A 23,116-nucleotide genomic window follows, 5' to 3' on the forward strand; every position below is an offset into this window, starting at 1 on the left:
CGAGCCCGCACAGAAGGGAAGGCGACCGTGACCGCAGAGCCGACAGTGACCGGGGAAGAGACCCGGGGTCAGCCGGGCGGCCAGGGCGTGCGCTCCCGCAGCCAGCACCAGCGGCGCAAGCGTATCGTCCAGGCGGCCGCGGCGCTCGCCTCGCGCGGCGGCATCGAGGCGATGCAGATGCGCACCGTGTCCGAGCGCGCCGGCGTCGCCCTCGGCACCCTCTACCGCTACTTCCCGTCCAAGATGGACCTGGTCGTCGCCGTCGTCAGCGAGGAGATCGACCTCCTCGAAGGCAGCATCGAGCGCCGCCCGCCCCGCGCGGGCGCCGCCCCGGACCGCGCCGTCGAGGTGCTGATGCGCGCCACCCGCGGCCTGATGCGCGAGCCGGAGCTGGCCGAGGCGCTGATCCGCTCCCTCCTGCTGTCCGACGTCAAGACCGACTTCGGCGACCGCATGAGCGAGCTGCTGCTGCGCGCCGCGTCCGGCCCGCCCGAGGACATCCCCGCCGAGGACCCCCGCCGCCTCGCCTCCCGCGCCCTGTCCGGCATCTGGACCATGGAGATGATCGAGATGCTGCGCGGCAACGCCACCGCCGAGGAGATCCAGGCCCGCCTGGAGATCACCGCCTCCCGCCTCCTCATCGACTGAGCGCCGGGCGAAGACGGAGAGTCACCTCCCCAACGCATTCCCACGTGTCGCCCATGTCTTCCCCATTAGCCTTGGATCCGACAGGAGCCAGGACGAGCAAGGGGTGCCAGTGACCGGACAGGAACCGATCCTCAGCGACGGGGTCATCATCGAGTTCATCGATGGCAAGGACGTCCCCGTCCAGCACAAGGACTTCGGTGAGCGGGCGGTCGTCATGCGCGACGCCAAGAACCCCGAGGGCCCGATCCTCTACTTCACCGAGGCCGAGTGGGACGCCTTCATCGCCGGCGTCAAGGACGGCGAGTTCGACGACCTCCTGGAAGACCCCACCGAAGCCTCCTGAACGAGAAACGCCCCCCGGTGGCCACCGGGGGGCGTTCTCGAATACCGATCGCGAGACTGCCTCAGCCGAGCAGATCGTCGACGCTCTCGGCCGTGGCCGCCCGAACAAGCCACTGATCCAGCCGCTCCTGGTCAGTGCAGGCCAGGATCTGCTCGCGCACCTCGTTCGACACCGACAGCCCCCGCGCGTCGAGGACCTTCAGGACCGATTTCGCCTCACCCCTGACCTCGCCCTTGGCCTGGGAGCGCAGGAACAGGTCGCTCTTGAACTCGTATTCGACGATGCCGGTGTTCACAAGTTCCTCCAGGATGCGACGCGCGGCCTTCGGCAGCGCGTTGAGCACAAGGTCAGTGTATAGGTCAGCGTTCTCATGGCCCGCGTTCTCGATGGCGACGAGGGCGGCATGAGTGATCTCCATTGCCTCCTGGTCGGGAGTGGTGACGTTGGCCAGAGTGCCCACGATCGCCATCTCGGGGGCCTTGGCCGCCTGCTCGGTGCTGGTGACGAGTGGGCCGACACCGGGACCGACCACGAGCGGCCGCAGGTCGAAGCCCGGATGGCCGATCTTGATCGGCTCGCGGGCCCAGGCGGCTACCGGGCTTTCGGGGCAGATGACGAGCAGGTAGCACGGGCAGCGCGTCCTGGCCTTGAGGGTGGTGAGGTAGACAGGCCACGAGCGACGCTTCGCCGGATCCTGGCGCTGCTGGACCTCGACGACGACGGCCATGCTCGGGCTACCGGAGTCGCCCTCACTATTGGTGAGTGTGGATACTCCAGTAATTTGTCAGGTCATTTTCGGATTTGGGGGTCAGGGCGCCCCAGAGGCGTAGGCGGGCTATGCCGCCGTCCGGGTAGATGTCCAGGCGGACCCTTGAGACCGGCTCGGTCTTCAGGCGGTAGCGGTGGCGGGTGTCGGGTTGCAGGCGGGTGCGCGGGAGGATCGTGGTCTGTTCGCCGTCGCTTGTGGTGGCCGTCAGTTGTGCTTCGGCGGGGGCGTTGAACTTCAGGTTCGTGGTGTCGATCTCGGCCAGGGCGATCGTGCCGGGGGCGGCCAGGGCTATCTCGGCCCAGTCGTTGGCGTCGTCGCGGCGGCGGGCCGTCTCCCAGCCTTCGGCCTGGGTGCGGGCCAGGCCGGGGAACAGCATGTTGTCGGGGGACGAGTAGAAGCGGTCGGAGCAGTCGAGGACGCGGGCGCCGTTCTCCAAGGCGGCCAGGTCTACGGTCAGGCCCGTCAGGAAGGCGGGGTCGGGGACGACCCTGCCGTGGACGCGGAGGCGCGCGATGCCGCCGTCCGGGAACATGTTGAGGCGCACGTGGGTGAAGACGCGATCTGGCCCGGTGGTGGGGAGCGCGTGAACGGTGTCGCCCTTGAGGGGGGTTCTCGGGACGATCTCCACCCAGTCGGCGGCCTCCAGTTCGGACGGGGTGGGGTGACCGGCGACGAAACAGGCCTCCACCGAGGCGTGCGGGGGGTAGTTGCCCTTGAACCAGGCCGTGTCGATGACGACGCCGTGGATCTGGCCGGGCAGACCCAGGCGGACCAGGGCCCAGTCGTGGCCGGGGGTGCGGCGGCGGGCGGTCTCCCAGCCGTCGTAGAGCTGGCCCTTCGGGCCGAAGGTCTCCGGCCGGAAGGCAGGCTTCCACGGGTTGAGCAGGTTCTCCTTCTCCGCGAAGGACTCGTCGCTCGCGGCGATGACCGAGCCGCCGAGCGGGCGGAGGGCCAGGTCCGGCAGGGAGGTGAAGTCGGTCATCGTGCCTCCGAGCGGGTGAGCAGGCGTCCGGCGGGGGTGTCGGCGACGCGTTCCCCGCGCAGCCATGTCGTCTGGACGACCCCCGTCAGCGTCCTGCCCTCGTAGGGGGTGACGGGGTGGCGGTGGTGCAGGGCCGAAGGGGTGACGGTGAACGTCTCGTCGGGGGCGAAGGCGACCAGGTCGGCGTCGTTGCCGGGGACTATGCCGCCCTTGCCGGGGACGGCGGCGAGCGCGGCGGGGGCCTGCGACATCCAGCGGGCGACCGAGGCCAGGTCGTGGCCGCGGTCGCGGGCGGCCGTCCACACGGCGGGCAGCCCGAGTTGCAGGGACGAGACGCCGCCCCACGCGGTGGCGAAGTCGCCGCGTTTCAGTTCGGGCGTGCAGGGCGAGTGGTCGGTGACCACGCAGGAGATCACGCCGGAGGCGAGGCCCTGCCAGAGCCGGTCGCGGTTGGCCGCGTCGCGGATGGGCGGGCAGCACTTGAACGCGGCGGTGCCGGCGTCGCCGTCGCAGAGGGTCAGGTAGTGCGGGCAGGTCTCGGCGGTCACCGGCAGGCCGTCCGCCTGGGCCTTGGCGAGGACGTCCAGGCAGTCGGCCGCCGAGAGGTGCAGGATGTGGGCGCGCACCCCGGTCTCCTCCGCCAGCCGGACGACCTGTTCGACGGCCCGGCGCTCGGCCGAGGGCGGGCGCGAGGTGAGGAACGCGGCGTAGTCGCCGGACGAGGGAGACGACAGCGACGCCGGGTCCTCGGCGTGCACGATGACCAGGCCGCCGAACGAGGCGATCTCCCGGAACGCCGCCTCCATCTCGGCGGGCGCGAGGGGCGGGAACTCGGGGACGCCCGAGTCGGAGGCGAAGCACTTGAACCCGAAGACGCCGAGGTCGTGCAGCGGGCGCAGCGAGGCCGCGTTGCCGGGGATCGCGCCGCCCCAGAAGCCGACGTCCACGGCGCACGCGCCCTCGGCGGCGGCGCGCTTGGCCGCGAGGGCCGCCGGGTCGACGGTCGGGGGCAGCGAGTTGAGCGGCATGTCGACGAGCGTGGTCACGCCGCCCGCGGCGGCGGCGCGGGTCGCGGTGGCGAAGCCCTCCCACTCGGTGCGGCCCGGCTCGTTGATGTGGACGTGGGTGTCGACGAGCCCGGGCAGTAGCGCGACGTCGCCGAGGTCCACCGAGGCGGGGGTGTCGTAGGGCGTGACCGCGGCGATGCGGCCGCCGCGGACCGAGACGGCGGCGGGCCGCTCCCCTTCCGGCAGGACGGTCCGGCGGGACCGGATGACGAGGGCGTCCCGCGTCATGGGCCGGCCACGATGTGCTCCGGCCGGACGGGGACCCTCGTCAGGGCCCGGCCCGTCGCGTCCCTGACCGCCGCGACGACGGCGGGCGTGGACGACAGGGTCGGCGGCTCCCCCGCGCCGCGCAGGCCGTAGGGCGCCTCCGGGTCGGGGTTCTCCAGGATCTCCAGCCGCATCGGCGGCATGTCGAGGATGGTGGGGATCAGGTAGTCGGTGAAGGACGGGTTGCGGACGAGGCCGTCCGTCACGACGATCTCCTCCATCAGCGCGAGGCCGAGGCCCTGCGCGGTCCCGCCGTGGATCTGGCCCTCCACGCCCGTCCGGTTGATGATCTTGCCGACGTCCTGGACGGCGGCCAGCTCGACGACCTTGACGAGGCCGAGCTCCACGTCCACGTCGACGACGGCCCGGTGCACGCAGAGCGCGAGCTGGGTGTGGGTGCGCCCCTGGCCGGTGAGGGGGTCCATGGGCGTCGTGCGCCGGTGGTGGTACTCGCGGGTCTCCTCGATGGCGGTGTCGCCGAGGACGTCCTCGATCGTGCCGAGCGCGCCGTCCGCCCGCGACACGATCTTCCCGCCGGAGACCGACAGGTCGGTGCGGCCGAAGCGGCGCCCGGCGAGCGCGAGCAGCTCGGCGCGGACCGCCTCGCAGGCCGTCTTGACCGCCCCGCCCGTCATGTACGACTGGCGGGACGCGCTGGAGGAGCCGGCGTCGCCGACCCGGTTGTCCGCCGGGGCGATCGTGACCTTCTGGACGCCCAGCTCCGTCCGCGCGATCTGCTCCTGGACCGTGACGAGGCCCTGCCCGACCTCGGCCGCCGCGGTGTGCACGAGCGCGGCGGCCTCCCCGCCGACGACCTCCAGCCGGACGCGGGCCGTGGACAGGTCGTCGAAGCCCTCGGAGAAGCAGATGTTCTTGAGCCCGACGCCGTAGCCGACGCCCCGCACGACGCCCTCGCCGTGGGTCGTCTGGGAGACGCCGCCCGGCAGGTCGCGCAGGTCGGAACGGTCGGGTTCGGGAGGCAGCGGCATGGCCTCCAGCCGGGTCAGCATCTCCGCGAGGGGCGCGGGCGACTCGATGACCTGCCCGGTCGCCAGCCTGGAGCCCTGGGTGACGGCGTTGCGGCGGCGCACCTCGACCGGGTCGAGGCCGCAGGCCGCGCCGAGCCTGTCCATCATCGACTCGTAGGCGAAGCACGCCTGGACGGCGCCGAAGCCGCGCATCGCGCCGCACGGCGGGTTGTTGGTATAGACGCCGTACCCGTCGATCCGGATGTTGGGTATCTCGTAGGGACCGACGCCCAGCGAGGCCGCGTTCCCGACGACGTTCATCGTGGACGAGGTGTACGCGCCGCCGTCCAGGACGATCTCGACGTCGGCGTAGAGGAGCCTTCCGTCCCGCGTGGCGCCGAACTCGTACCGCATCTGCGCGGGATGCCGGTGGACGTGCCCGAAGAACGACTCGTACCGGTTGTACGACATCTTGACGGGCCTGCCGGTGTGCAGCGCCAGCATCGCCGCGTGGATCTGCATCGACAGGTCCTCGCGCCCGCCGAACGCGCCGCCGACGCCGGCGAGCGTCATGTGGATCTGGTCCTCGCGCAGCGCGAGGCAGGGCGCGATCTGCTTGAGGTCGTTGTGGATCCACTGGGTGGAGACGTGCAGGTCGACGCCGCCGTCCTCGGTGGGGATCGCCAGGCCCGCCTCCGGTCCGAGGAACGCCTGGTCCTGGATGCCGACCTCGTACTCGCCCGACACCACGACCTCCGCCCCGGCCTTCGCGGCGTCCACGTCCCCGACCCGGACCGGCTGGTACCGGGTGATGCCACCGCGGTCCTGGACCTTCAGTCCCTCCGGGTCGGCGAGCACGGCGCGCGGGTCGGTGACCGGCTCCAGCACCTCGTACTCGACGGCTATCCGGTCCATGGCGCGCCGCGCCGTCTCGGGGTGGTCGGCGGCGACCAGCGCGACCGGCTCGCCCTGGTACCTGACCTGGTCGATCGCGAGGACGGGCTGGTCGTCGGGGTGGTCGATGCCGAACGTCCTGCGGCCCGGCACGTCCTCATGGGTGAGGACGGCGCGGACGCCGGGCATCGCCAGCGCGGGCCCGATGTCGAGCGACCGGATCCGGGCGCGGGGGTGGGGGCTCCGGAGCGTCGCGCCCCACACCATCCCCTCCATCCACAGGTCGGAGGCGTAGGCGAACTCTCCGGCGACCTTGAGCGTGCCGTCCGGCCGCAGGGGGCTCTCCCCGACCCCGCCGGTGCCCGGAGCGGCCGCCGGGGCCGCGTCGGCGAGCGGGGTCTCGATCGGGAACGTCATCGGAGCACCTCCTCCGCGAGGCGCATCAGGCGGCGGTGGGCCCGCGCGCCGCGCCGCCCGGCCTCGTCCTGCGGGACGGTGACGAGCGTGTCGCCGTCCACGACGGTCCGCCCGCCGACGAGCAGGCGCTCCAGCGGCGGCACCGGCCCGAACGCCAGCGCGACCACGGGATCGTCGACCGCCTCGCGGAACCCGTCGACCCGCCACAGCGCGACGTCGGCGAGCATGCCGGGCGCGAGGGAGCCGATCTCGTCCTCGCGGCCGAGGCAGCGGGCGCCGCCGAGGGTCGCGATCTCCAGGGCCTGCCGGGCGTTCAGCGCGGTCGGCCCGTACCGGGCGCGCTGCATGTAGATCGCCTGCCGGAGCTCCCCCGCCAGCGGGACGAGTTCCGCCGACGCCGCCCCGTCCACGCCGAGCCCGACCGCCGCGCCGGCCTCCAGCAGGTGCGCCACGCGGGCGATCCCGGCGCCGAGGCGGGCGTTGGAACTCGGGCAGTGCGCGGTGCCGGTGCGGGTCTCGGCGAGCCGCTTGACGTCGGTGTCGTGCAGGTGGACGCAGTGCGCGAGCCACACGTCGGGCCCCAGCCAGCCGATCGAGTCCATGTACTCGGTCGGCGTCATGCCGAACTGCTCGCGCGTGTGCTCCTCCTCGTCGAGCGTCTCGGCGAGGTGGGTGTGCAGCCGCACGCCCTTGTCCCGCGCCAGGCGGGCCGACTCGACCAGCAGGTCCCGCGTGACGGAGAACGGGGAGCACGGCGCGACCGCGACGCGCAGCATGGAGCCGGGCGAGGGGTCGTGGTGGCGGTCGATCGCGGCCTCGGTCTCGGCGAGGATCGTGTCGATGTCCTCGACGACCTCGTCCGGGGGCAGCCCGCCCTGCGACTCGCCCCGGTCCATCGACCCCCGGCACGGATGGAACCGGACGCCGATCTCCCGGGCGGCCTCGATCTCGGCGGCGAACAGGTCCCCGCGCCCCTTGGGGAACAGGTAGTGGTGGTCGGTGGATGTCGTGCAGCCCGACTTGGCGAGCCAACCGAGCCCGGCGGTGGCGGCGCCGGCGACGACCTCCGCGTCCATCTTCGACCACGGCTTGTAGAGGGTGGTCAACCACTCGAACAGGGTGCCGTCGACGGCCATGCCCTGGCTCGCCCACTGGTAGAGGTGGTGGTGGGAGTTGACCAGGCCGGGGGTGGCGAGGCAGCCCGTGCCGTCGATCCGTTCGGCCTCGCCCGCGCCGGTCCCGGGCGCGGGGCCGGGGCCCACGGCCGTGATCCGGTCGCCTTCGACGACGATGTGGCCGCCCGGGTACTCGGCTCCGGACACGGTGGCGACGTGCGCGTTCTCTATGATGAGGCGTCTCATCGGGCGCCCGCCTTCCGCTCGGCCGCCAGGCGCACCGCGTCGAGGATCTTCTCGTAGCCGGTGCAGCGGCACAGGTTCCCGGCCAGCGCCTCGCGGATCTCCGCGTCCGACGGCGCCGGGTTCCGCTCGACGAGGTCGTGCGTCTGGACGATCAGGCCGGGCGTGCAGAACCCGCACTGGACCGCGCCCGCCTCGACGAACGCCTCCTGGACGGGGTCGAGCCGCTCCTCGCCGGGCGGCCCCTGCGCCAGCCCCTCCACGGTGACGACCTCGCGGCCCTCCGCCTGGCCCGCCGCGACCAGGCAGGCGCACACCGGCGCGCCGTCCAGGTAGACGGTGCACGAGCCGCATTCGCCCTGCTCGCAGGCGTTCTTGGAGCCGGGCAGGCCCATCCGCTCGCGGAGCATGTAGAGCAGGCTCTCGCCCTCCCACACGTCGTCCACGGCCTCCGCCGCCCCGTTGACGGTCAGGTTCACGCGCATCACGATGCCGCCTTTCCCGCGGTCCCCGTCCGGTGGTCGTCCCACGCCCAGGTGAGCGTCCGGCGCGCCAGCACCGCCAGGGCGTGCCTGCGGTAGTCGCCGGTCCCGCGGACGTCGTCGATCGGCGACGCCGCGTCCCGCACCAGCTCGCCGAAACGCCGCGCGGCCGCCTCGGCGAGGGGGCGCAGCCCCTCCCAGTCCAGCTCGGCGGAGATGAACGCCTCGGCCTCGCCCGCCCGCCGCGGGGTGGGGGCGGCCGAGCCGAGGCCCGTGCCGACGCGCCGCTCCGCCGGGTGCAGCGCGATCGCGAACGAGCAGACCGCGATCACCATCGCGTTCCGGGTGCCGATCTTGGAGAAGTACTGCGGGCCGGGCGCGGGCGCCGTCCAGAACGCGCGGATCAGCTCGTCCGGCGCGAGCGCGTTGCGCTTCACTCCGGTGAAGAACTCCGCGACCGGGATCATCCGGACGCCGCGCTCGGCCGACTCGGCCTCGATGACCGCGTCCCCCGCCAGCAGCGGCGGGTGGCCGTCCCCGGCGGGCGACGCCGCGCCGAGGTTGCCGCCGACCGTGCCGCGGTTGCGGATCTGCGGCGACCCGACCGTGCGGGACGCCTGGGCGAGCCCGGGCAGCCGCCCGCCGAGCTCACTGATCAGCCGCGCGTAGGGGACCCCGGCGCCGACGCGGAGCCGGCCGTCCGACTCGTCCCATTCGGTGAGGGCGCGGATCCGGGTCAGGTCGAGCAGCGCCTCGGGCCGCCCCGCGTCGAAGTTGATCTCGACCATCACGTCGGTGCCGCCCTGGACGGGCAGCGCGCCCGGCCGCGCGGCCTTGGCGGCGAGCGCGTCCTCCCAGGTCACCGGTCGCAGGAAGTCCATGTCTCAGTATTCCTCCATGGGCGGCGTTCCCCCCGTCGCCCTCATTCGAAGGCCCCGGGGGCGGGCGGCGCGTCGTCGGTGAGCACCGTGCCCTCGATGAGCCCGTACGGGCGGTCCGCCGCGAAGTAGACCTCGTTGTCGTTGTCCATGCCGAACGGCTCCAGGTCGACCAGGAAGTGGTGCTTGTTCGGAAGCGACAGCCTGACCTCGCAGAGCTCCGGGCGCTCGTCCAGGACGCGGCGTCCCATCTGGTAGAGCGTCTGCTGGAGCGACAGGCTGTGCGTCTCGGCGAACGCGCGCAGGAGGCCGTCGCGGGCGGCGGCGTAGGACTCCTCCCAGGCGCCGGTCGTGCTCCGGTGGCGCCACTGGGCGGTCACCGCCGTGGCGAGGATCCGGTCGCCGGTCGGTTCGAGCGTCGTGTACTCGTCCCTGGCGAAGCCGTGGAACTCGCTGCCGGTGGAGTTGAGGACGACCAGGTCGGTGAGGCCGGAGACGACCGACTCGCCCCCGTCGCCGCGATGGACCAGGGCCGTGCGCACCTCGCCGCCGTCCCGGACGAAGGAGTGCCCGCCGGCGATGCGCCGCCAGCCGTACTCGTGGATCTCCACCCGGGCATGGGTGATCGCCGGCTGGGAGCCGGTGAAGTGCCGCGCGAGCAGCAGCCCGAAGTCCTCGATCGCGTCGATGCCGTGCTCGCGGGCGAACGCGAACACCGTGTTCTTCTGGGTGTCGGTGGGCAGGACGGCCGAGTTGTCGCCGGTCAGGTGCACCTCGTCCATCGCTCCGGACAGGGCCACGCTGACGTTCAGGTCCTTGATCCGGTGCGTGCCGCCGTCCCGCGCGACGCGGACGACGCGGGTCTCCGCCTTGCCGTAGCGGTTGGGTCCGAGGACGATCGCCACTAGCTCCCCCGGTAGGTCGAGTACGCGAACGGGCTGATCAGCAGCGGGACGTGGTAGTGCCGTCCCGGGTCGTCGATCGTGAACGCGACCGTCACCTCGGGATAGAAGTCCGACAGCCCCTCGGTGGCGAACGTCAGCCGGTGCACGCCCGCGCCGGGCTCGGCCCCCCACTCCCGGACGCGTCCGTCGGCGTCCGTGCGGGCCTCGGCGACCGCCGTCCAGCCGCCGCCCGCGTCGCGCCGGTCCAGCCGGACCGCCACACCCGCGGCGGGCAGTCCCTTCGCCGCGTCCAGTACGTGCGTCGAAAGGCTCACGCGTCCTCCTCCACCAGCCTGGCCAGCCGCAGATCGACGATCTCCGCGAGCTCCCGGCGGACGACCTCCCGCTCCGCGGCGGGGTCGTTGCAGAGCCGCTCCCGCAGCGCGCCGAGCATCTCCGTGGCCGAGCGCCCGGACGCGCGGACGAGGAACACGTGGCCGAAGCGCTCCTCGTAGGCCCGGTTTCCCGCGGTGAGGGCGTCCTGAACATCGCCCGCCGCATCGGCCGCGCCCGCCTGCTCGCCCCTGGACCAGCGGGCCTCCCGCGTGCCGCCGCCCACCCGGTCCCCGATGCGCGGATGGGCCGCGAGCGCCTCCTCGACGTCCGGCCAGTCCAGCCCGTCCAGCGCGCGCCTCGACGCCGCGCGCAGCGCCCCGAGATCGGCATAGGACCGCCCGGCGACCGCCGCGACCCACCGGCGGGACGCGCAGCAGGCCGCCAGCTCCTCGGCACTCGGTTCCACCACGCTTGCAGTACACAAGCCCGCCCCGCCCCCGGTCGAGGCACAGGACCTCCGAACTAAGGCGCCGGTCGCGGACGGTCTTTTGTAGGTTGCTACACATGAAGCTGCGTTCGCTGCTCGGGATGGCCGGGTTGCGGCTGGAGGTCGTCACCGGGGAGGACGAGCTGGACCGGCCGATCCGCTGGGTCGTCACCACCGACCTGATCGATCCGGGCCGCTACCTGCGGGGGCGCGAGCTCGTGCTCACCGGTCTCGTCTGGCGGACCGGGCCGGCCGACTCCGAGGCGTTCGTCGCCGCCCTCGCGGGCGCGGGCGTGTCGGGGCTGGCCGCGTGGGACCTCACGCTCGGCGCCATCCCGGGCGACCTCGTGGAGGCCTGCCGCAGGCACCGGCTGCCGCTGTTCAAGGTCCCGGAGGACGTGGCGTTCGCGACCGTGACCGAGGAGGTCGTACGGCACCTGTCGAGCGCCCGCGCGGCCGACCTCGCCGCCCTGCTGGACCGGCACCGCCGCCTGGTCGAGGGGACCGGCCTCGACGCCGTCCTCGACCTCGTCGGCCACTGCCCCGTCCTCACCCCGACCGGGCGCGTCGTCGCCGGCCCGCCTCCGGCCGACCCCGCCGCCCTGGCCGCCGCCTTCCTCGGCGCGCCCCGGCTGCCGCACCACGTCCCCGGCCAGGACGTGTCGGTCCTCCCGGTCTCCCCCGCCGACACGCCCCGGGTCGCGGACTGGTTCGTCGCGCTGGAGGGCGACTTCGCCGAGTGGCCGCCCGAGCGCCACACGCTGGCGGGCGAGCTCGCGGCGATCGTGGCCCTGGAACGGGCGCGGTTGCGCGCCGACGACCGCGCGTCCCAGGAGCTCGTGACCGCCGCGTTCGCCGGGGAGGACCTTCCCGGGGCGGAACTCCCGTTCCCGGTCGTGGCCGTCGCCGCGTCCGCGCACGGCCCGCTGCGGCCGGGCGAGCTGCGCACCGTCCTCTCCGAGGTCGTGCCCGCGGCGCGCCCGGTGGCCGGGCTGCTGGACGGGGAGGCCGTCGCGCTCGTCCCGTCCACCGGCCAGGACGTCGCCGCAGCCGTCCAGGACGCCCTCGGCCGCCTGGAACCCGGCCTGGCGGGCGCCCGGGTGGCGGTCGGGGTCAGCGGCCCCGCCGGGCCGGCGGACCTGCGGGGCGCCGTCGAGGAGGCCCGACACGCCCGCCGCCTCGCCGCCACCCGGCCGTCCCCGGTGTGCGTCGTCCGGCACGACGAGCTCGCCACCCACGTGCTGCTGCTGGCGAGCGTGCCCGACGACGTCCGCCAGATGTTCCGGGTGCGCCTCCTGGATCCGCTGCACTCCTACGACAAGGTCCACGGCGCCGACCTCGTCCGGACGCTGGAGACGTTCCTGCGCAACTCCGGTTCCTGGACGCGCTGCGCCGAGGAGCTCCACCTGCACGTCAACTCGGTCCGCTACCGCGTCCAGCGCATCCAGGACCTGACCGGGCGGGACCTGTCCCGGATGGAGGACCGCGTCGACTTCTTCCTCGCCCTCCTCGTCTGACCGGCGCCCGGCCCGGATCCTCCACGGAACACTCGTGTCTATGTAAGACTGTGCGCGGAGGCGGACCCCTCCGTCACGATCGGTGCGAGAAGGCGAGGAACGGCGTGGAGGCCTTGGGCGCGGACGACCCCCGGCAGGTGGGCCCCTTCCGGATCCTGGGACGGCTGGGACGGGGAAGCGTGGGAGAGGTCTTCCTGGGCCGCTCCCCCGGCGGCCGTCCGGTCGCGGTCAAGGTCGTGCTCCCCGGACCGGCCGGCGACGCGACGTTCCGCCGCCGATTCCGCGCGGAGGTGGACGCCGCCCGCCGCGTGCAGGGCCTGCACACGGCGCCCGTGGTGGACGCCGACCTGGACGCCGCCCGCCCGTGGCTGGCCACCGCCTACGTCCCGGGCCCGTCCCTGCGGGAGGCCGTGTCCGCGCACGGCCCGCTGCCCGCCGGAACGGTCGCCGCCCTCTGCGCCGGGCTCGCCGAGGGCCTGTCGGCCGTGCACCGCGCCGGCCTGGTGCACGGCGACGTCAAGCCGGGCAACGTCCTGCTGGCCTCCGGCGGGCCGCACATCGTCGACTTCGGCATCGCCCGCGCGATCGAGGACGCCGGCACCCTCGCGTCCGTGCGGATCGGCGATCCCGGGTTCACCGCGCCGGAGCAGATCCGCGGCGAGGAGCCCGGCCCCGCCGCCGACGTGTTCTCCCTCGGCTGCGTCCTCGCCTACGCGGCCACCGGCCGCCACCCGTTCGGGGTGGGGACGCCCACCGAGGTCGTCCACCGCATGGCGCACGGCGAACCCGATCTCGCCGGCGTCCCCGAGCCGCTCGCCGGCACGATCCGGGCGTGCCTGGCCAAGGACCCCGCCGGCCGTCCGGCGCCGGCGGCGCTCCTGCAGGCGGCGCCCGCGCCGGTGCCGTGGCTCCCGCCCGCCGTCGCCGCGATGGCCGAGCAGCGCGAGCGCCCGCTCGCCGCGGGCGGCGGGACGCGCCTGTGGCGCCGCCGGGGCCTGCTGGCCGCCGTCGGCGCGGCCGCGGTGGTGGCGGTCGCGGCGGCCACCGCGGTGGTGCTCTCGTCCGGCTCCGGCGACGACCCGGCCGCGGCCGCCGCGGGCGGCGCGAAGAACGGCGCACGGCTCGACCCGGTCGCGAGCATCGAGACGGGCACGGCGGAGAGCCTCCGGGACGTCGCCTACAGCCCGGACGGCGCCTACCTCGTGGGCGTGTTCAGGGAGCGGGGCCTGGTGGTGTGGGACGCGAACACGCGCGCACAGGTGACCACCCTGAGCGCCGGCGAGGGCGTGCTCCCGAAGAGCGTCGCCGTCAGCGGGAACGGCCTGGTCGCCATGGGGTACATGGTGCCGATGCAGATGACGTCGCACGGCCTTGAGACCGGCCGCGGCGGGGCCAAGGTGTGGGACCTGCGCTCGGGCCGCACGGTCGCCGACCTCACGTTCAAGTCCTCCGACCGCACCGACCTGTTCGTCATGGAGGGCCTGGCGTTCAGCCCCGACGGCCGCTACCTGGCGGGCTCCGGGTCGGGGCGGGGAGAGGGCTTCGGCAAGGTGCCCCTGTGGGACGTCAAGGCGGGGAAGCTGCTGAAGACCTTCGTCCTCGACGGGCCGAACGCGGGCACGACCGCCGCGGTGCAGAGCGTCGCCTTCAGCCCGGACGGGAAGACCCTCGCGGCGGGCTACGGAGACGGCGACCTCGGCGGCGGCGTCGCCCTCTTCGACGTCGCGTCCCGGTCCCCTGCGGGCACCCTGCCGCTCGACAAGGCCGACGCCTTCGGCGTCGGCGGTCTCGGCTTCACCCCGGACGGCGGGACCCTCACCGGGTCCTTCGGCGGCGTCGGCGTCTGGGACGTCGCGGCCAGGAAGGCGGGCCCCGCCCTCGCGGGCGCCGAGTCCGGCTTCCAGTCGATGGCCCTCAGCCCCGACGGCACGACCCTGGCCGCGGGGCGTGGCGCCCGCGAGGGCGGCGGCGGGGTCACCCTGTGGGATATGTCCTCCAAGAAACGGCTCCTGTCGGTGGACATGGGTCGCGGCGGCGTGGGCGGCGTGGCCTTCGCCAAGGACGGCGCCACGCTCGCCACCGCCACCGACGACGCGCGGCTGAAGGACGTCATCAAGATCTGGAAGCTTCACCGGTGAAGCCCCTGGACCCCGGAGACCCGGCGCAGGTCGGCCCCTACCGGCTGCTCGGCCGGCTCGGCCGCGGCGGCATGGGCGAGGTCTTCCTCGGCCGCTCCCCCGGCGGGCGGCTCGTCGCGGTCAAGGTCGTGGCGCTCGACCTCGCGTCCGACGCCGACTTCCGGCGCCGGTTCGTCGAGGAGGTCGAGGCCGCGCGCAAGGTCGGCGGCTTCTACACCGCGGAGGTCGTCGACGCCGACCCGGACGCCGGACGCCCCTGGCTGGTCACGGCCTACATCCCCGGCCCGTCGCTCCAGCAGGCCGTGGCGGAGAACGGCCCGCTGCCCTACCAGGCGGTCGAGGTCCTCGGCTCCGGGCTCGCCGAAGGGCTGCTGGCGGTGCACCGCGCCGGCCTGGTGCACCGCGACCTCAAACCCGGCAACGTCCTGCTCGCCGACGACGGACCCCGCGTCATCGACTTCGGCATCGCCCGCGCGCTGGACGCCGCGCAGAAGTCCACCGCGGTCATCGGCACGCCCGGGTTCATGTCCCCCGAGCAGGCGCGGGGCCGCGCGGCCGGGCCGGAGTCCGACGTCTTCTCGCTCGGCTGCGTGCTCGCCTACGCCGCCACCGGGGAGGGCCCCTACGGCAGGGGGCGTCCCGCGGTCGTCGTCTACCGGATCGTCCACGAGGAGCCGGACCTGTCCGGGCTGCCGGACCGGCTCCGGCCGTTCGTCGCCGCCTGCCTGGCCAGGGACCCCGCCGCCCGGCCCTCGGTCGGCGACGTCCTCGCGCGGTTCGCGCCGTCCGCCGACGAGGGGCACTGGCTGCCCGAGCGGGTCAGCGCGATGATCAGCGAGCGCAAGGCCGCGGTGCCGCCGCCCGGCGACCGGCCGCCCGGCCCGTGGGCCCCCGCTCCGCCGCCCCCGGTCACCGCCCGCACGCGCGTCGAGACCCTGCCCGTCGGCCCCCGGACCTCCGCGTGGACGCGGCCCCGGGTCCTGCTCCCCGCCGCCGTGGGCACCGTGGTCCTCACCGCCGCCCTCACCTGGGGGGCGATCGCCCTGACCGGCGACGACGGGCCGGGCGCCCGGGCCGCCGGAGGGACGTCGAAGACGGGCCGCGCGTCCGGGGACCCCTGCGACGTGATCGACCAGGGCGTCATCCGGGAGAACCAGCTCATCTCCACCGGCGTGCGGGGCGGGTACGAGAACGCCGCGGCGGACGTCCGCACCTGCGAGTGGCAGACCGCCCAGTACGGGGCCGACAAGGACTTCCGGCTGACCCTGATGTACTCCCCGGAGCCCGTGCGGCTCTTCCAGACCGACGTGACCGACGCCGAGCACGACAAGCTGAAAGGGCTCCCCGGCATCCGGGCGTACGGCAGCGACGACGAGGGCGCCTGCCAGGTCACTTGGGAGAACGAGGGATCGTCCACGCAGGTGAGCACGGTCGCCACCGGACAGTCGGGGGACGCCTCGGACATGTGCTGGATGGCGGCGAAGCTGGCCGAATCGGTAGCCGAGAAGGTGCCGTGACCCACCACCGTGACGCTCTCGCGGTCAGGAGGTGTGGCGGAGCAGGGCAGGGACGACCGTGTCCCAGGTCCGCCGCGGGAGCTCGTTGCCCGTGCCCGGGAGGACGAGGAGTTCGGCGGACGGGATCTCGGCGGCCAGCGCCCGGCCGTTGCCCAGCGGGAAGAAGGGGTCGTCCTCCCCGTGGACGACGAGGGTCGGCGCAGTGATCTCGGGGAGGCGTTCGCGCCAGCGGTCGCCGGAGTCGAGGGCCGCGAAGACGGTGCCCATCTGGTTCGCCCGGTGCGCCTTGCCGGAGTCGGCTCCGGACGGAACCGTGCGGTCGTAGATCCGCTCGATGTCCGCGCGGGCCTCGTCCTCGTCGAAGGCCGGTCCCGCCGTGTGGCGGGCGTTCTCGACCTGGAAGCCGACCACCGACTCGCGGTCCGTCCAGTCGACCACCGGCCGCTTCATGAACCGGGCCATCAGCTCCGGGGCGTGGTCGGGCAGGTCGGCGTCGGCCGGCCCCGGCGCGGTGGGCCTGGTGGCGATGAGGGTGAGGGTGGTGACGCGGGACGGGTGGTCCAGGGCGAGGAGCTGGGCGATCCAGCCGCCCGCGCCGAACCCGGCGACGTGCGCGGCCGGCAGGCCGAACGCGTCGAGGACGCCGGCGGCGTCGGCGACGAGGTCGCGCAGCGTGTAGCGGGGGGCCTCCGGGTCGGCGGACTCCGAGCGTCCGGTGTCGCGCAGGTCGTAGCGGACGGCGAACCTGCGCAGCGCGGCGAGGCGCCCGCACAGGTCGTCCGGCCAGGTGAGCATCGTGTTGCCGATCAGCAGGATCGCCGGGTCGGACGGATCACCGAACGCCTCCGCGCACAGTTCCACCCCGTTGGCCTTGATGAGCTTCTCCATGAGGGGTTGGACCGCGCGCGGAGCCGGAACTCATCGCTTCACGGCGTGTTCATCTTGGCGGCTATGGCCTCCAGCGCCTCGGTGACGCTCGCCTCGGCGGCCGCCTTGTCCACGCCCGCCTCGGACAGGACGCCCGTGCCGTCCTCGAACTCCAGCAGCGCCAGGAGGAGGTGCTCGGTGCCGATGTAGTTGTGGCCGAGGCGCAGCGCCTCGCGGAACGTCAGTTCGAAGACCTTCTTGACGTCCTGGTCGAAGGGGATGAGCTCGGGGACCTCCTCGCCGCCCGGGGGCAGCGCCGCGGTGGCGGTCTGCCGGACGGTGTCCAGCAGGACGCCCTGGGCCAGGATCGCCCTGGCGGCGAGCGCCTCGGGCTCGGTGAGCAGGGCCAGGGCGAGGTGGGCCGGGGTGATCTCGGCGTTGCCGGCGGCGCGCGCCTCGCGCATCGAGGCCACGACGACGGCGCGGGCGCGCTCGGTGTAGCGGGAGAAGCCCTGCGAGGAGTCGAGGTCGGAGCTCTGCCCCTTGGCGACGAAGCGCTTCTGCGCCGCCTGCTTGCTCACCCCCATGCTCTTGCCGATCTCCGTCCAGGACGCGCCGGAGCGGCGGGCCTGGTCGACGAAGTGGCCGATGAGGTGGTCGGCGACGTCGCCGAGGTGCTCGGCGGCGAGGACCGCGCTGGTCAGCTGTTCGAGCGCGTCGGGATGGGCCTTCTTGATGCCGTTGATCAGGTCGTCGAGTCGGATCTGGACGGGCGGGAGCTCGGGCTCGGTCATGCGTCAACCATAGGTTGACGACCCTGGATCGTCAACCCCGGGTTGACGCTCACCAGGCGGCGGCCCCGGCGAAGGACGTCGGGCCGGGGTCGTAGCCGAGGACCTCCCGTGCGGCGGCGATGTCGAGGGTGCGCTCCAGGGCGAGATGGCTGATGGCGTAGCGGGTGAGCCGCGGCGGTTCGGGCCGCCGGGCCAGCAGGAACGCCCCCTCGGCCGCGGCGGCGAGCGGGCGGGCGGCGCGGGCCGGGACGTAGACGGGCCGGGCCCGGACGCCGCGCTCGCGCAGGATCGCGCGGAACGCGTCGTCGATCGCGACCGGTTCCGCGTCCGCGATGTTGAAGACACCCGAGGCCACCGGGCCCGTCGCGGCCAGGACGCAGGCGCGCGCGAGGTTGCCCACCGAGGTCAGGCTGACCCGCTGGCGGCCGGTCCCGACGGCGGGCAGGACCGGGCCCCGCACGGCGGACAGGACGCGCGGCAGGAGCGTCGTGTCGCCGGGCCCGTAGACCGCGTGGGGTCGCAGGACGACCGCGCCGCCGGCGACGGCGGCCCGCTCGGCGGCGGCCTTGGAGGCGCCGTAGGCGTTCATGTAGCGGCGCACCGGGGCCTCGTCCTCGCGGGCCATGGCGCTCGGACGGAACGGGTCGTACACGCTGGCCGTGCTGACATGCACGAACCGGGCGCCCGGGAAGCCCGCCAAGGCGTTGCGGGTGCCGGTGAGGTTGGCGGCGAACAGGTCGGCCGCGCGCCCCCAGTCGGTGACGCTGCCCGCGCAGTGGACGACCGCGTCCACCGCTGGGGTGTCCGGCAGGGGGCCTCGCGTCAGGTCCCATGACCGGTAGTCGGCACCGCCCACGTGGGCGGAGTCCACCGCCGGGCGGCGCCCGAAGGCGAGCACGGTGGCCCCCTCGGACGCGAGCGCCCGGCACACCGCACCGCCGACGAACCCCGAGGCGCCCGTGACCGCGATCCTCACGATGCCACCGCCCTCATGGCCCCACCAGTTCCCGGAGCCGGTCGCGGTCGAGCTTGCGGGTGCGGCCGGAACGGGGCAGTTCGTCCAGGACGACGATGCGGTCCGGGAGGGCGTCGTGGTCGATGACGTCCGGGAGGGCGCGGCTCAGCCGGGCGGGGAGGTCGCCCGGGCCGACCACCGCGAGGACGACCTCCTCGTCACCGGTCCGGGGATCCGGGACGCCGACGATGGCGGCCTCGGAGACGTCCGGCAGCGCGGCGATCGACGGCTCGTACAGGCCCGGGTAGAGGTTGAACTTCCCGCGGATCAGCATGTCCTTCTTGCGTCCCGTCAGGACGAGCCCGCCGCCGTCCAGCCGCGCGAGGTCGCCGGTCGGCAGCTCGGAGAGGGGTTCCGCGCCGAGGTATCCGCGGCAGAGGTTGGGGCCGGAGAGCAGCAGCTCCCCGTCCTCGGCCAGGCGGGCGCCGACGCCCGGCAGCGGAGCGCCGAGCAGGTCGCCCGGCCCGGCGTGGGCGAGCTTCTCGCGCGCGGACGCGATCGCCACGGGCAGGATCTCCGTCATCGCGTACACCGACAGGACCTCCGCGGAGGGGGCGGCCTCGATCGCCTGCCGGAGGACGGCCGGGGGCGCGGGCGCCGCGCCGAGCAGCACGTACCGGACGGAGGGCGGCAGCTCACCGCTCGCGTCCAGGACCTCGGCCAGGTGGACGGGGACGCAGAACGTGTGCGTGGCCCCCCGCTCGCGCATCAGCCGCGCGAAGTCGGCGGGAGCGCAGAACAGCGGCGGCATCGACCAGCGGGCGCCAGCGATCAGCGTCGGCAGGCCGAGCATGAGCTGGTCGGTGTGGACGACGTCCCCCGGGCCGAGCGGGAGCCGGGAGCGGAACAGCTCGAGCGCCGCCGCCAGCGACGCCTGCGTGTGGACGACCGCGCGCGGGGCCGCCGTCGTCCCCGAGGTGAAGATCACGGCGGCGGGCGCGTCCGGGTCGGGTTCGCGGTCCGGCTCGGGCGCCTCGCCCCGCGCCAGGCGCGCGAACGGCAGCGCGTCCCGGGGCACGCCCGGCAGCCGCCGCCCGACGCGGATGTGGCGCATCGGGCCCTCGCCGGGGACCCGCAGGTCGGCGAGGTTCGGCAGGAGCAGCCCGCGCCGCCGCGCGTACGCCCGGACGGGTCGCAGCCGGCTGCCCGCGTACAGCACCGACTCCGCCGCCGACCAGCGGGGACGCGCCAGCCGCAGCCGCGCGGTGAACATCTCGGGCCCGGCGCCCGGGTCGGCGAACACGACCACTCCCCCGGCCGCGACCACGCCGAGCGCGAGGACGAGCGACTCCGGCGAGGGGCGCACCGAGAACAGCACGCCGTCGCCCGCGGCGAGCCCGCCGGACAGCAGGCCGTGCCGGACGGCCAGCACCTGCCGCCGCAGCTCCCCGTAGGTCAGTTCCGTGCCGTCCCCGGAGATCAGGGCCACGGCGCCGGGGGTGCGCGCCGCCTGGTCGAGGAGCCGCCGGACGAGCGTCATGCCGCCGCCCTGCCTTTCCGGGGTTGTTCGGAGCCTTCCGGGAGGCGCTCGGATCGGACGATCAGCTGACGGTAGGTCGGGATCAGGACGTTCCGGGCGGCGGCCCGGCGGGTGACCCCGAGCGGCGCGGCGTCCAGCAGCGTCCGGGCGACCAGGCGGATCTGCGCCATGGCCAGCGGGTAGCCGATGCAGAAGTGCGGCCCGGCCCCGAACCACAGGCGGCGCAGTTCGGGCGGGTGCGGGCGGTCCAGGTCGAACGGGCCGTAGGCGCGGCAGCAGTTGTGGGTGGCGATGAGCACCCGGTCGCCGGGGCGGATCGCGACGCCCCCGACCTCGGCCGCACGGTGCACGCTGCGCAGCATGACGGGCGTCGGCGTCGCGACCCGCATCGCCTCCTCGACGGCCCGGTCGAGCAGGGCGCCGTCCCGCGCGACGCGGTCGAGTTGCCCGTGGTCGGCGAGCAGGGCGATCAGGCGCGGCAGCAGCGTGGCGACGGTCTCGGTGCCGGTCAGGAAGAACGCGCCGGCGGCGCCGCGGGCCTCGTCCTCCGACAGCCCGAGGGCCCGCATCCGGCCCATCACCGTGGACTCGTCCCCCGCCGCGTAGGACTTCGCCGCGATGTCGCCGAGCGGGTCGAGCACCGCGCGGGCGCGCCGGACCCGGGCGGGGGAGAGCCGCCGGGTGCGCAGCGACACCATCGAGACGATCCGCTCGCCCTGCTCGAAGAGGTCCCGGTAGGCGGCCTCGGTGCCGCCCTCCAGCCCGATGACCTCGCCGATCACCGTCCCGGCCATGGTCCGCGCGGCGTCCACCAGGTCGACGGCCGCGCCGCGCCGCAGGCGGTCCGCCAGGTCGGCCAGGGGTCCGGCGAGGACCCGGGCGCACAGCGCCTCGGTGTAGGACGGGACGAACAGGTCGGTCAGGCGGCGGCGGAGGGCGCGGTGCGCCTCGCCCTCCATGTTGAGCAGGACGGACGGCCCGAGGACCGGCGTCCACAGGTCGCCGGGCGAGCCGGGGCCGTCCTTGCGGAACGTCTCGCCGTCCAGGAGGACCTCGCGGGCGGCGACGGCGTCGTTCACGACCACCCCGACCCCGGGCACCCGCACGACCGGTCCGCGCCGGGCGAGCCCGCGCAGGAACGGGTAGGCGACCGGGTGCGCGGTCAGGTAGAGCCGCTCCTCCCAGTTCATCGGATGTCCCCCCTGCTCAACGGATGTCGACGACGTCGGGGCGGTACCGGTGGTCGGCGTACCAGCCGAGCGTCCTGACGAGGCCGAACGCGCGGAGCCGGCGCACGGACCCGTAGACGACGACGTCGTCGCGCAGCCCGTAGGCGTCGGTCACGTAGCGGACGCGGTTGACCAGCGCGCGGTCCTCGTGGACGTCCTCGATGCGGGTGCGGGGGAAGCCGCCCGCCCGCTCGTACAGGTCGGCCGTGATCGCGAGGTTGCAGCCCGGCATCATCACGTAGGGGCCGAGGTAGAACGGGTCCTGGTTGCCGGGGCGCAGGCGCCCGAAGAGGGCCGCGACGTCGATGACGGCGGGCAGCAGGCGGCGCTCCCAGAACTTCAGGGGGAACTCGTCGGTGCGCGGCAGCAGCGGCCCGGACACCATCTCCAGGCCGTCGCCGAACGCCCGCTTCACCGCCGCGACCCAGCCGGGGTGCGGCAGGCAGTCGGCGTCGGTGCGGGCGACGTGGGTGGCCCCGGCGCTGATCGCGTGCCGGACGCCGGTGTCGGCCGCGGCGCCGGTCCCCTTCTCGGGCTCGTGGACGATCCGGACGTCGAACGCCGCGGCGTCCGCCGCGAACTGCTTGACGACGGTGGCGGTGGCGTCCGTGCTGCCGTTGTCGACCACGGCGAGCGTGAAGCCGGTGTCGGTCTGCTCGGCGAGCCGGCGCAGGGTCGCGCCGATCGAGCGCTCCTCGTTGAAGGCGGGGACGACGATCCAGAGGTTCGCCGGGTCCGGTCTCTCCGGGTTCGACGTCATCGTCACAGCTCCGCGAACATGACGCCGAGGCTGACACCGCCGGCGAGCCCGACCAGCGCGATCCTGTCGCCGGGGCCGCAGCGCCCCTCGGCGAGCGCGGTGGCGATCTGCAGCGGCAGGCTCGCGGACGCGACGTTGCCGTGCTCGGGCAGCGTGACGACGAGGCGGTCCGGCGGGACGCCGAGGATCGAGCGCAGCGTCTCCAGGTACGGCAGCGTCACCTGGTGGACGCCGACGACCGCGAAGTCCGCCCAGGTCAGGCCGGTCTTGGCGAGCGCGGTGGTGAAGATCTCCGGGCCGGTCGAAAGGAAGGCGTCCTTCAGCCGCCGCCCGTCCCCGCTGAAGTAGGTGAACTCGGGGTCGCGCGGGTGCATCGAGCCGCCGCCCGGGAGCGTCCCGACCTCCCAGGCGCTGGAGACGGCGGCGAAGTCGCGGTAGAAGATCCCCCCGTCCGGGGCGGCCTCCACGAGCATGGCGGCGCCGCCGTCGGAGAGGGTGTAGCCGGCGAACGCGTCGACGAACTGGGCGCGGTCGCGCACCTTCCAGCGGATCGCGCGGGACGGGCTCTCCCCCGTGCAGACGAGCACGCGCTCGTGCTGCCCGGTGCGGATCAGCGCGTCCGCCGTCTGGAGACCGTTGAGGAAGCTGTTGCAGGCGTTCTTGACGTCGAAGACGGGGCAGGTCGCGCCGAGTTTGGCGGCGACGATGTGCGCGGTGGCGGGCTCCACGACGTCCTGCGACGCCGACCCGAAGACCAGCAGGTCGAGGCCGGCCGGTTCGAGCGCGCGTTCGGCGAGGACGCGGCGGGCCGCGGCCACAGCGAGGTCGGACGCCTGCTCGCCGTCCTCCATGACGTGCCGGGCGCGGATGCCGGTCATCCGCTCGACGATCGTCGGGTGCGGCCGGTACCCGTCGCTCTCGGCCGCGACGCGGGCCTCGACCTCGGCGCTGCTGACCGTCCGGTCGGGCAGGTGCGCGGCGACGGCGGTGATGCGGGCTCTCATGGGCTCGGGTCCCCC

The 23,116-nt window shown here is 74.4% G+C and carries 22 protein-coding genes; 5 read left to right on the forward strand and 17 right to left on the reverse strand.

All coding sequences use genetic code 11. The annotated features are described in order from the left end of the window. The first annotated feature begins 27 nt into the window (after positions 1-27). On the forward strand, positions 28-648 hold the full coding sequence (locus FKD65_RS13070) for a TetR family transcriptional regulator (protein WP_141577763.1): 621 nt from the start codon (positions 28-30) through the stop codon (positions 646-648). 109 nt (positions 649-757) lie between these two features. After that, positions 758-991, forward strand: a complete 234-nt coding sequence (locus FKD65_RS13075; RefSeq protein ID WP_141577764.1) for a DUF397 domain-containing protein — start codon at positions 758-760, stop codon at positions 989-991. A 61-nt stretch (positions 992-1,052) separates the two neighbouring features. On the opposite strand, the gene FKD65_RS13080 is transcribed toward FKD65_RS13075, so the two are convergent. From FKD65_RS13080 to uraD, 10 genes are read right to left on the reverse strand one after another with little or no spacing between them, the layout of a single operon-like run. Further along, positions 1,053-1,718: a hypothetical protein gene (locus FKD65_RS13080; protein WP_141577765.1), complete on the reverse strand. Its 666-nt coding sequence runs from the start codon at positions 1,716-1,718 to the stop codon at positions 1,053-1,055. Between the two features lie 25 nt (positions 1,719-1,743). Then, the gene (gene alc / locus FKD65_RS13085) at positions 1,744-2,742 is read right to left on the reverse strand and encodes an allantoicase (RefSeq protein WP_141577766.1); all 999 of its coding nucleotides are present in this window, start codon (positions 2,740-2,742) and stop codon (positions 1,744-1,746) included. Further along, positions 2,739-4,037, reverse strand: a complete 1,299-nt coding sequence (allB, locus tag FKD65_RS13090; protein WP_141577767.1) for an allantoinase AllB — start codon at positions 4,035-4,037, stop codon at positions 2,739-2,741. Before allB ends, alc begins: the two co-directional genes overlap by 4 nt. Continuing rightward, a complete protein-coding gene (gene pucD / locus FKD65_RS13095; RefSeq protein WP_205718647.1) occupies positions 4,034-6,355 on the reverse strand; it encodes a xanthine dehydrogenase subunit D in 2,322 nt (773 codons plus the stop codon). The genes allB and pucD overlap by 4 nt, the downstream gene beginning before the upstream one ends. Next, positions 6,352-7,716 carry an 8-oxoguanine deaminase gene (locus tag FKD65_RS13100; protein WP_205718648.1) on the reverse strand — a complete coding sequence of 455 codons (1,365 nt, stop codon included), beginning with the start codon at positions 7,714-7,716 and terminating at the stop codon, positions 6,352-6,354. Before FKD65_RS13100 ends, pucD begins: the two co-directional genes overlap by 4 nt. Then, positions 7,713-8,198, reverse strand: coding sequence for a (2Fe-2S)-binding protein (locus FKD65_RS13105; protein WP_141586792.1), 486 nt, complete (start codon positions 8,196-8,198; stop codon positions 7,713-7,715). Before FKD65_RS13105 ends, FKD65_RS13100 begins: the two co-directional genes overlap by 4 nt. Further along, entirely contained in the window at positions 8,198-9,076 is an 879-nt protein-coding gene (locus FKD65_RS13110) for a xanthine dehydrogenase family protein subunit M (protein WP_141577768.1), read from the reverse strand. The genes FKD65_RS13105 and FKD65_RS13110 overlap by 1 nt, the downstream gene beginning before the upstream one ends. A 41-nt stretch (positions 9,077-9,117) precedes the next feature. Next, positions 9,118-9,978 (reverse strand): factor-independent urate hydroxylase, encoded by an 861-nt coding sequence (gene pucL, locus FKD65_RS13115; RefSeq protein WP_141577769.1) that lies wholly within the window; start codon positions 9,976-9,978, stop codon positions 9,118-9,120. Further along, positions 9,978-10,292, reverse strand: coding sequence for a hydroxyisourate hydrolase (uraH, locus tag FKD65_RS13120; RefSeq protein WP_141577770.1), 315 nt, complete (start codon positions 10,290-10,292; stop codon positions 9,978-9,980). Before uraH ends, pucL begins: the two co-directional genes overlap by 1 nt. After that, positions 10,289-10,762 carry a 2-oxo-4-hydroxy-4-carboxy-5-ureidoimidazoline decarboxylase gene (gene uraD, locus FKD65_RS13125; RefSeq protein ID WP_240810121.1) on the reverse strand — a complete coding sequence of 158 codons (474 nt, stop codon included), beginning with the start codon at positions 10,760-10,762 and terminating at the stop codon, positions 10,289-10,291. The genes uraH and uraD overlap by 4 nt, the downstream gene beginning before the upstream one ends. Before the next feature lie 95 nt (positions 10,763-10,857). Between uraD and FKD65_RS13130 the strand changes: the two genes are divergently transcribed. The 3 genes from FKD65_RS13130 (at position 10,858) to FKD65_RS13140 (ending at position 15,952) form a co-directional block, all read left to right on the forward strand. Further along, a complete protein-coding gene (locus FKD65_RS13130; RefSeq protein ID WP_141577772.1) occupies positions 10,858-12,297 on the forward strand; it encodes a PucR family transcriptional regulator in 1,440 nt (479 codons plus the stop codon). Between the two features lie 104 nt (positions 12,298-12,401). Beyond that, the gene (locus FKD65_RS13135; protein WP_168221025.1) at positions 12,402-14,435 is read left to right on the forward strand and encodes a WD40 repeat domain-containing serine/threonine protein kinase; all 2,034 of its coding nucleotides are present in this window, start codon (positions 12,402-12,404) and stop codon (positions 14,433-14,435) included. Beyond that, positions 14,432-15,952 (forward strand): serine/threonine-protein kinase, encoded by a 1,521-nt coding sequence (locus tag FKD65_RS13140; RefSeq protein ID WP_141577774.1) that lies wholly within the window; start codon positions 14,432-14,434, stop codon positions 15,950-15,952. Before FKD65_RS13135 ends, FKD65_RS13140 begins: the two co-directional genes overlap by 4 nt. Positions 15,953-15,976: 24 nt before the next feature. Here FKD65_RS13140 and FKD65_RS13145 read toward each other — a convergent pair whose 3' ends face one another. From FKD65_RS13145 to FKD65_RS13175, 7 genes are read right to left on the reverse strand one after another with little or no spacing between them, the layout of a single operon-like run. After that, complete coding sequence (locus FKD65_RS13145) at positions 15,977-16,840, reverse strand: alpha/beta fold hydrolase (RefSeq protein ID WP_141577775.1); 864 nt, start codon at positions 16,838-16,840, stop codon at positions 15,977-15,979. A 38-nt stretch (positions 16,841-16,878) separates the two neighbouring features. Beyond that, positions 16,879-17,613, reverse strand: a complete 735-nt coding sequence (locus tag FKD65_RS13150; RefSeq protein WP_141577776.1) for a Clp protease N-terminal domain-containing protein — start codon at positions 17,611-17,613, stop codon at positions 16,879-16,881. A gap of 49 nt (positions 17,614-17,662) precedes the next feature. After that, positions 17,663-18,589 carry an NAD(P)-dependent oxidoreductase gene (locus FKD65_RS13155; protein ID WP_141577777.1) on the reverse strand — a complete coding sequence of 309 codons (927 nt, stop codon included), beginning with the start codon at positions 18,587-18,589 and terminating at the stop codon, positions 17,663-17,665. A gap of 13 nt (positions 18,590-18,602) precedes the next feature. Continuing rightward, positions 18,603-20,108, reverse strand: coding sequence for a class I adenylate-forming enzyme family protein (locus FKD65_RS13160; RefSeq protein ID WP_141577778.1), 1,506 nt, complete (start codon positions 20,106-20,108; stop codon positions 18,603-18,605). Further along, positions 20,105-21,298, reverse strand: a complete 1,194-nt coding sequence (locus tag FKD65_RS13165) for a cytochrome P450 (protein WP_141577779.1) — start codon at positions 21,296-21,298, stop codon at positions 20,105-20,107. The genes FKD65_RS13160 and FKD65_RS13165 overlap by 4 nt, the downstream gene beginning before the upstream one ends. A gap of 16 nt (positions 21,299-21,314) precedes the next feature. Further along, positions 21,315-22,097: a glycosyltransferase family 2 protein gene (locus tag FKD65_RS13170; protein WP_141577780.1), complete on the reverse strand. Its 783-nt coding sequence runs from the start codon at positions 22,095-22,097 to the stop codon at positions 21,315-21,317. A gap of 2 nt (positions 22,098-22,099) precedes the next feature. After that, a complete protein-coding gene (locus tag FKD65_RS13175; protein WP_141577781.1) occupies positions 22,100-23,101 on the reverse strand; it encodes a 3-oxoacyl-ACP synthase III family protein in 1,002 nt (333 codons plus the stop codon). Positions 23,102-23,116: the final 15 nt, after the last annotated feature.

The organism is Actinomadura sp. WMMA1423, from assembly GCF_006547145.1.
GTDB lineage: Bacteria > Actinomycetota > Actinomycetes > Streptosporangiales > Streptosporangiaceae > Spirillospora.

Bases quoted from the DNA above. Each gene is read 5' to 3' on its own strand.
- FKD65_RS13145 (WP_141577775.1), bottom strand. From the start codon at position 16,840: ATGGAGAAGCTCATCAAGGCCAACGGGGTGGAACTGTGCGCGGAGGCG.
- FKD65_RS13110 (WP_141577768.1), bottom strand. From the start codon at position 9,076: ATGGACTTCCTGCGACCGGTGACCTGGGAGGACGCGCTCGCCGCCAAG.
- alc (WP_141577766.1), bottom strand. From the start codon at position 2,742: ATGACCGACTTCACCTCCCTGCCGGACCTGGCCCTCCGCCCGCTCGGC.
- FKD65_RS13160 (WP_141577778.1), bottom strand. From the start codon at position 20,108: ATGACGCTCGTCCGGCGGCTCCTCGACCAGGCGGCGCGCACCCCCGGC.
- FKD65_RS13080 (WP_141577765.1), bottom strand. From the start codon at position 1,718: ATGGCCGTCGTCGTCGAGGTCCAGCAGCGCCAGGATCCGGCGAAGCGT.
- FKD65_RS13100 (WP_205718648.1), bottom strand. From the start codon at position 7,716: ATGAGACGCCTCATCATAGAGAACGCGCACGTCGCCACCGTGTCCGGA.
- FKD65_RS13170 (WP_141577780.1), bottom strand. From the start codon at position 22,097: ATGACGTCGAACCCGGAGAGACCGGACCCGGCGAACCTCTGGATCGTC.
- FKD65_RS13105 (WP_141586792.1), bottom strand. From the start codon at position 8,198: ATGCGCGTGAACCTGACCGTCAACGGGGCGGCGGAGGCCGTGGACGAC.
- allB (WP_141577767.1), bottom strand. From the start codon at position 4,037: ATGACGCGGGACGCCCTCGTCATCCGGTCCCGCCGGACCGTCCTGCCG.
- FKD65_RS13175 (WP_141577781.1), bottom strand. From the start codon at position 23,101: ATGAGAGCCCGCATCACCGCCGTCGCCGCGCACCTGCCCGACCGGACG.
- pucD (WP_205718647.1), bottom strand. From the start codon at position 6,355: ATGACGTTCCCGATCGAGACCCCGCTCGCCGACGCGGCCCCGGCGGCC.
- FKD65_RS13150 (WP_141577776.1), bottom strand. From the start codon at position 17,613: ATGACCGAGCCCGAGCTCCCGCCCGTCCAGATCCGACTCGACGACCTG.
- FKD65_RS13130 (WP_141577772.1), top strand. From the start codon at position 10,858: ATGAAGCTGCGTTCGCTGCTCGGGATGGCCGGGTTGCGGCTGGAGGTC.
- FKD65_RS13165 (WP_141577779.1), bottom strand. From the start codon at position 21,298: ATGAACTGGGAGGAGCGGCTCTACCTGACCGCGCACCCGGTCGCCTAC.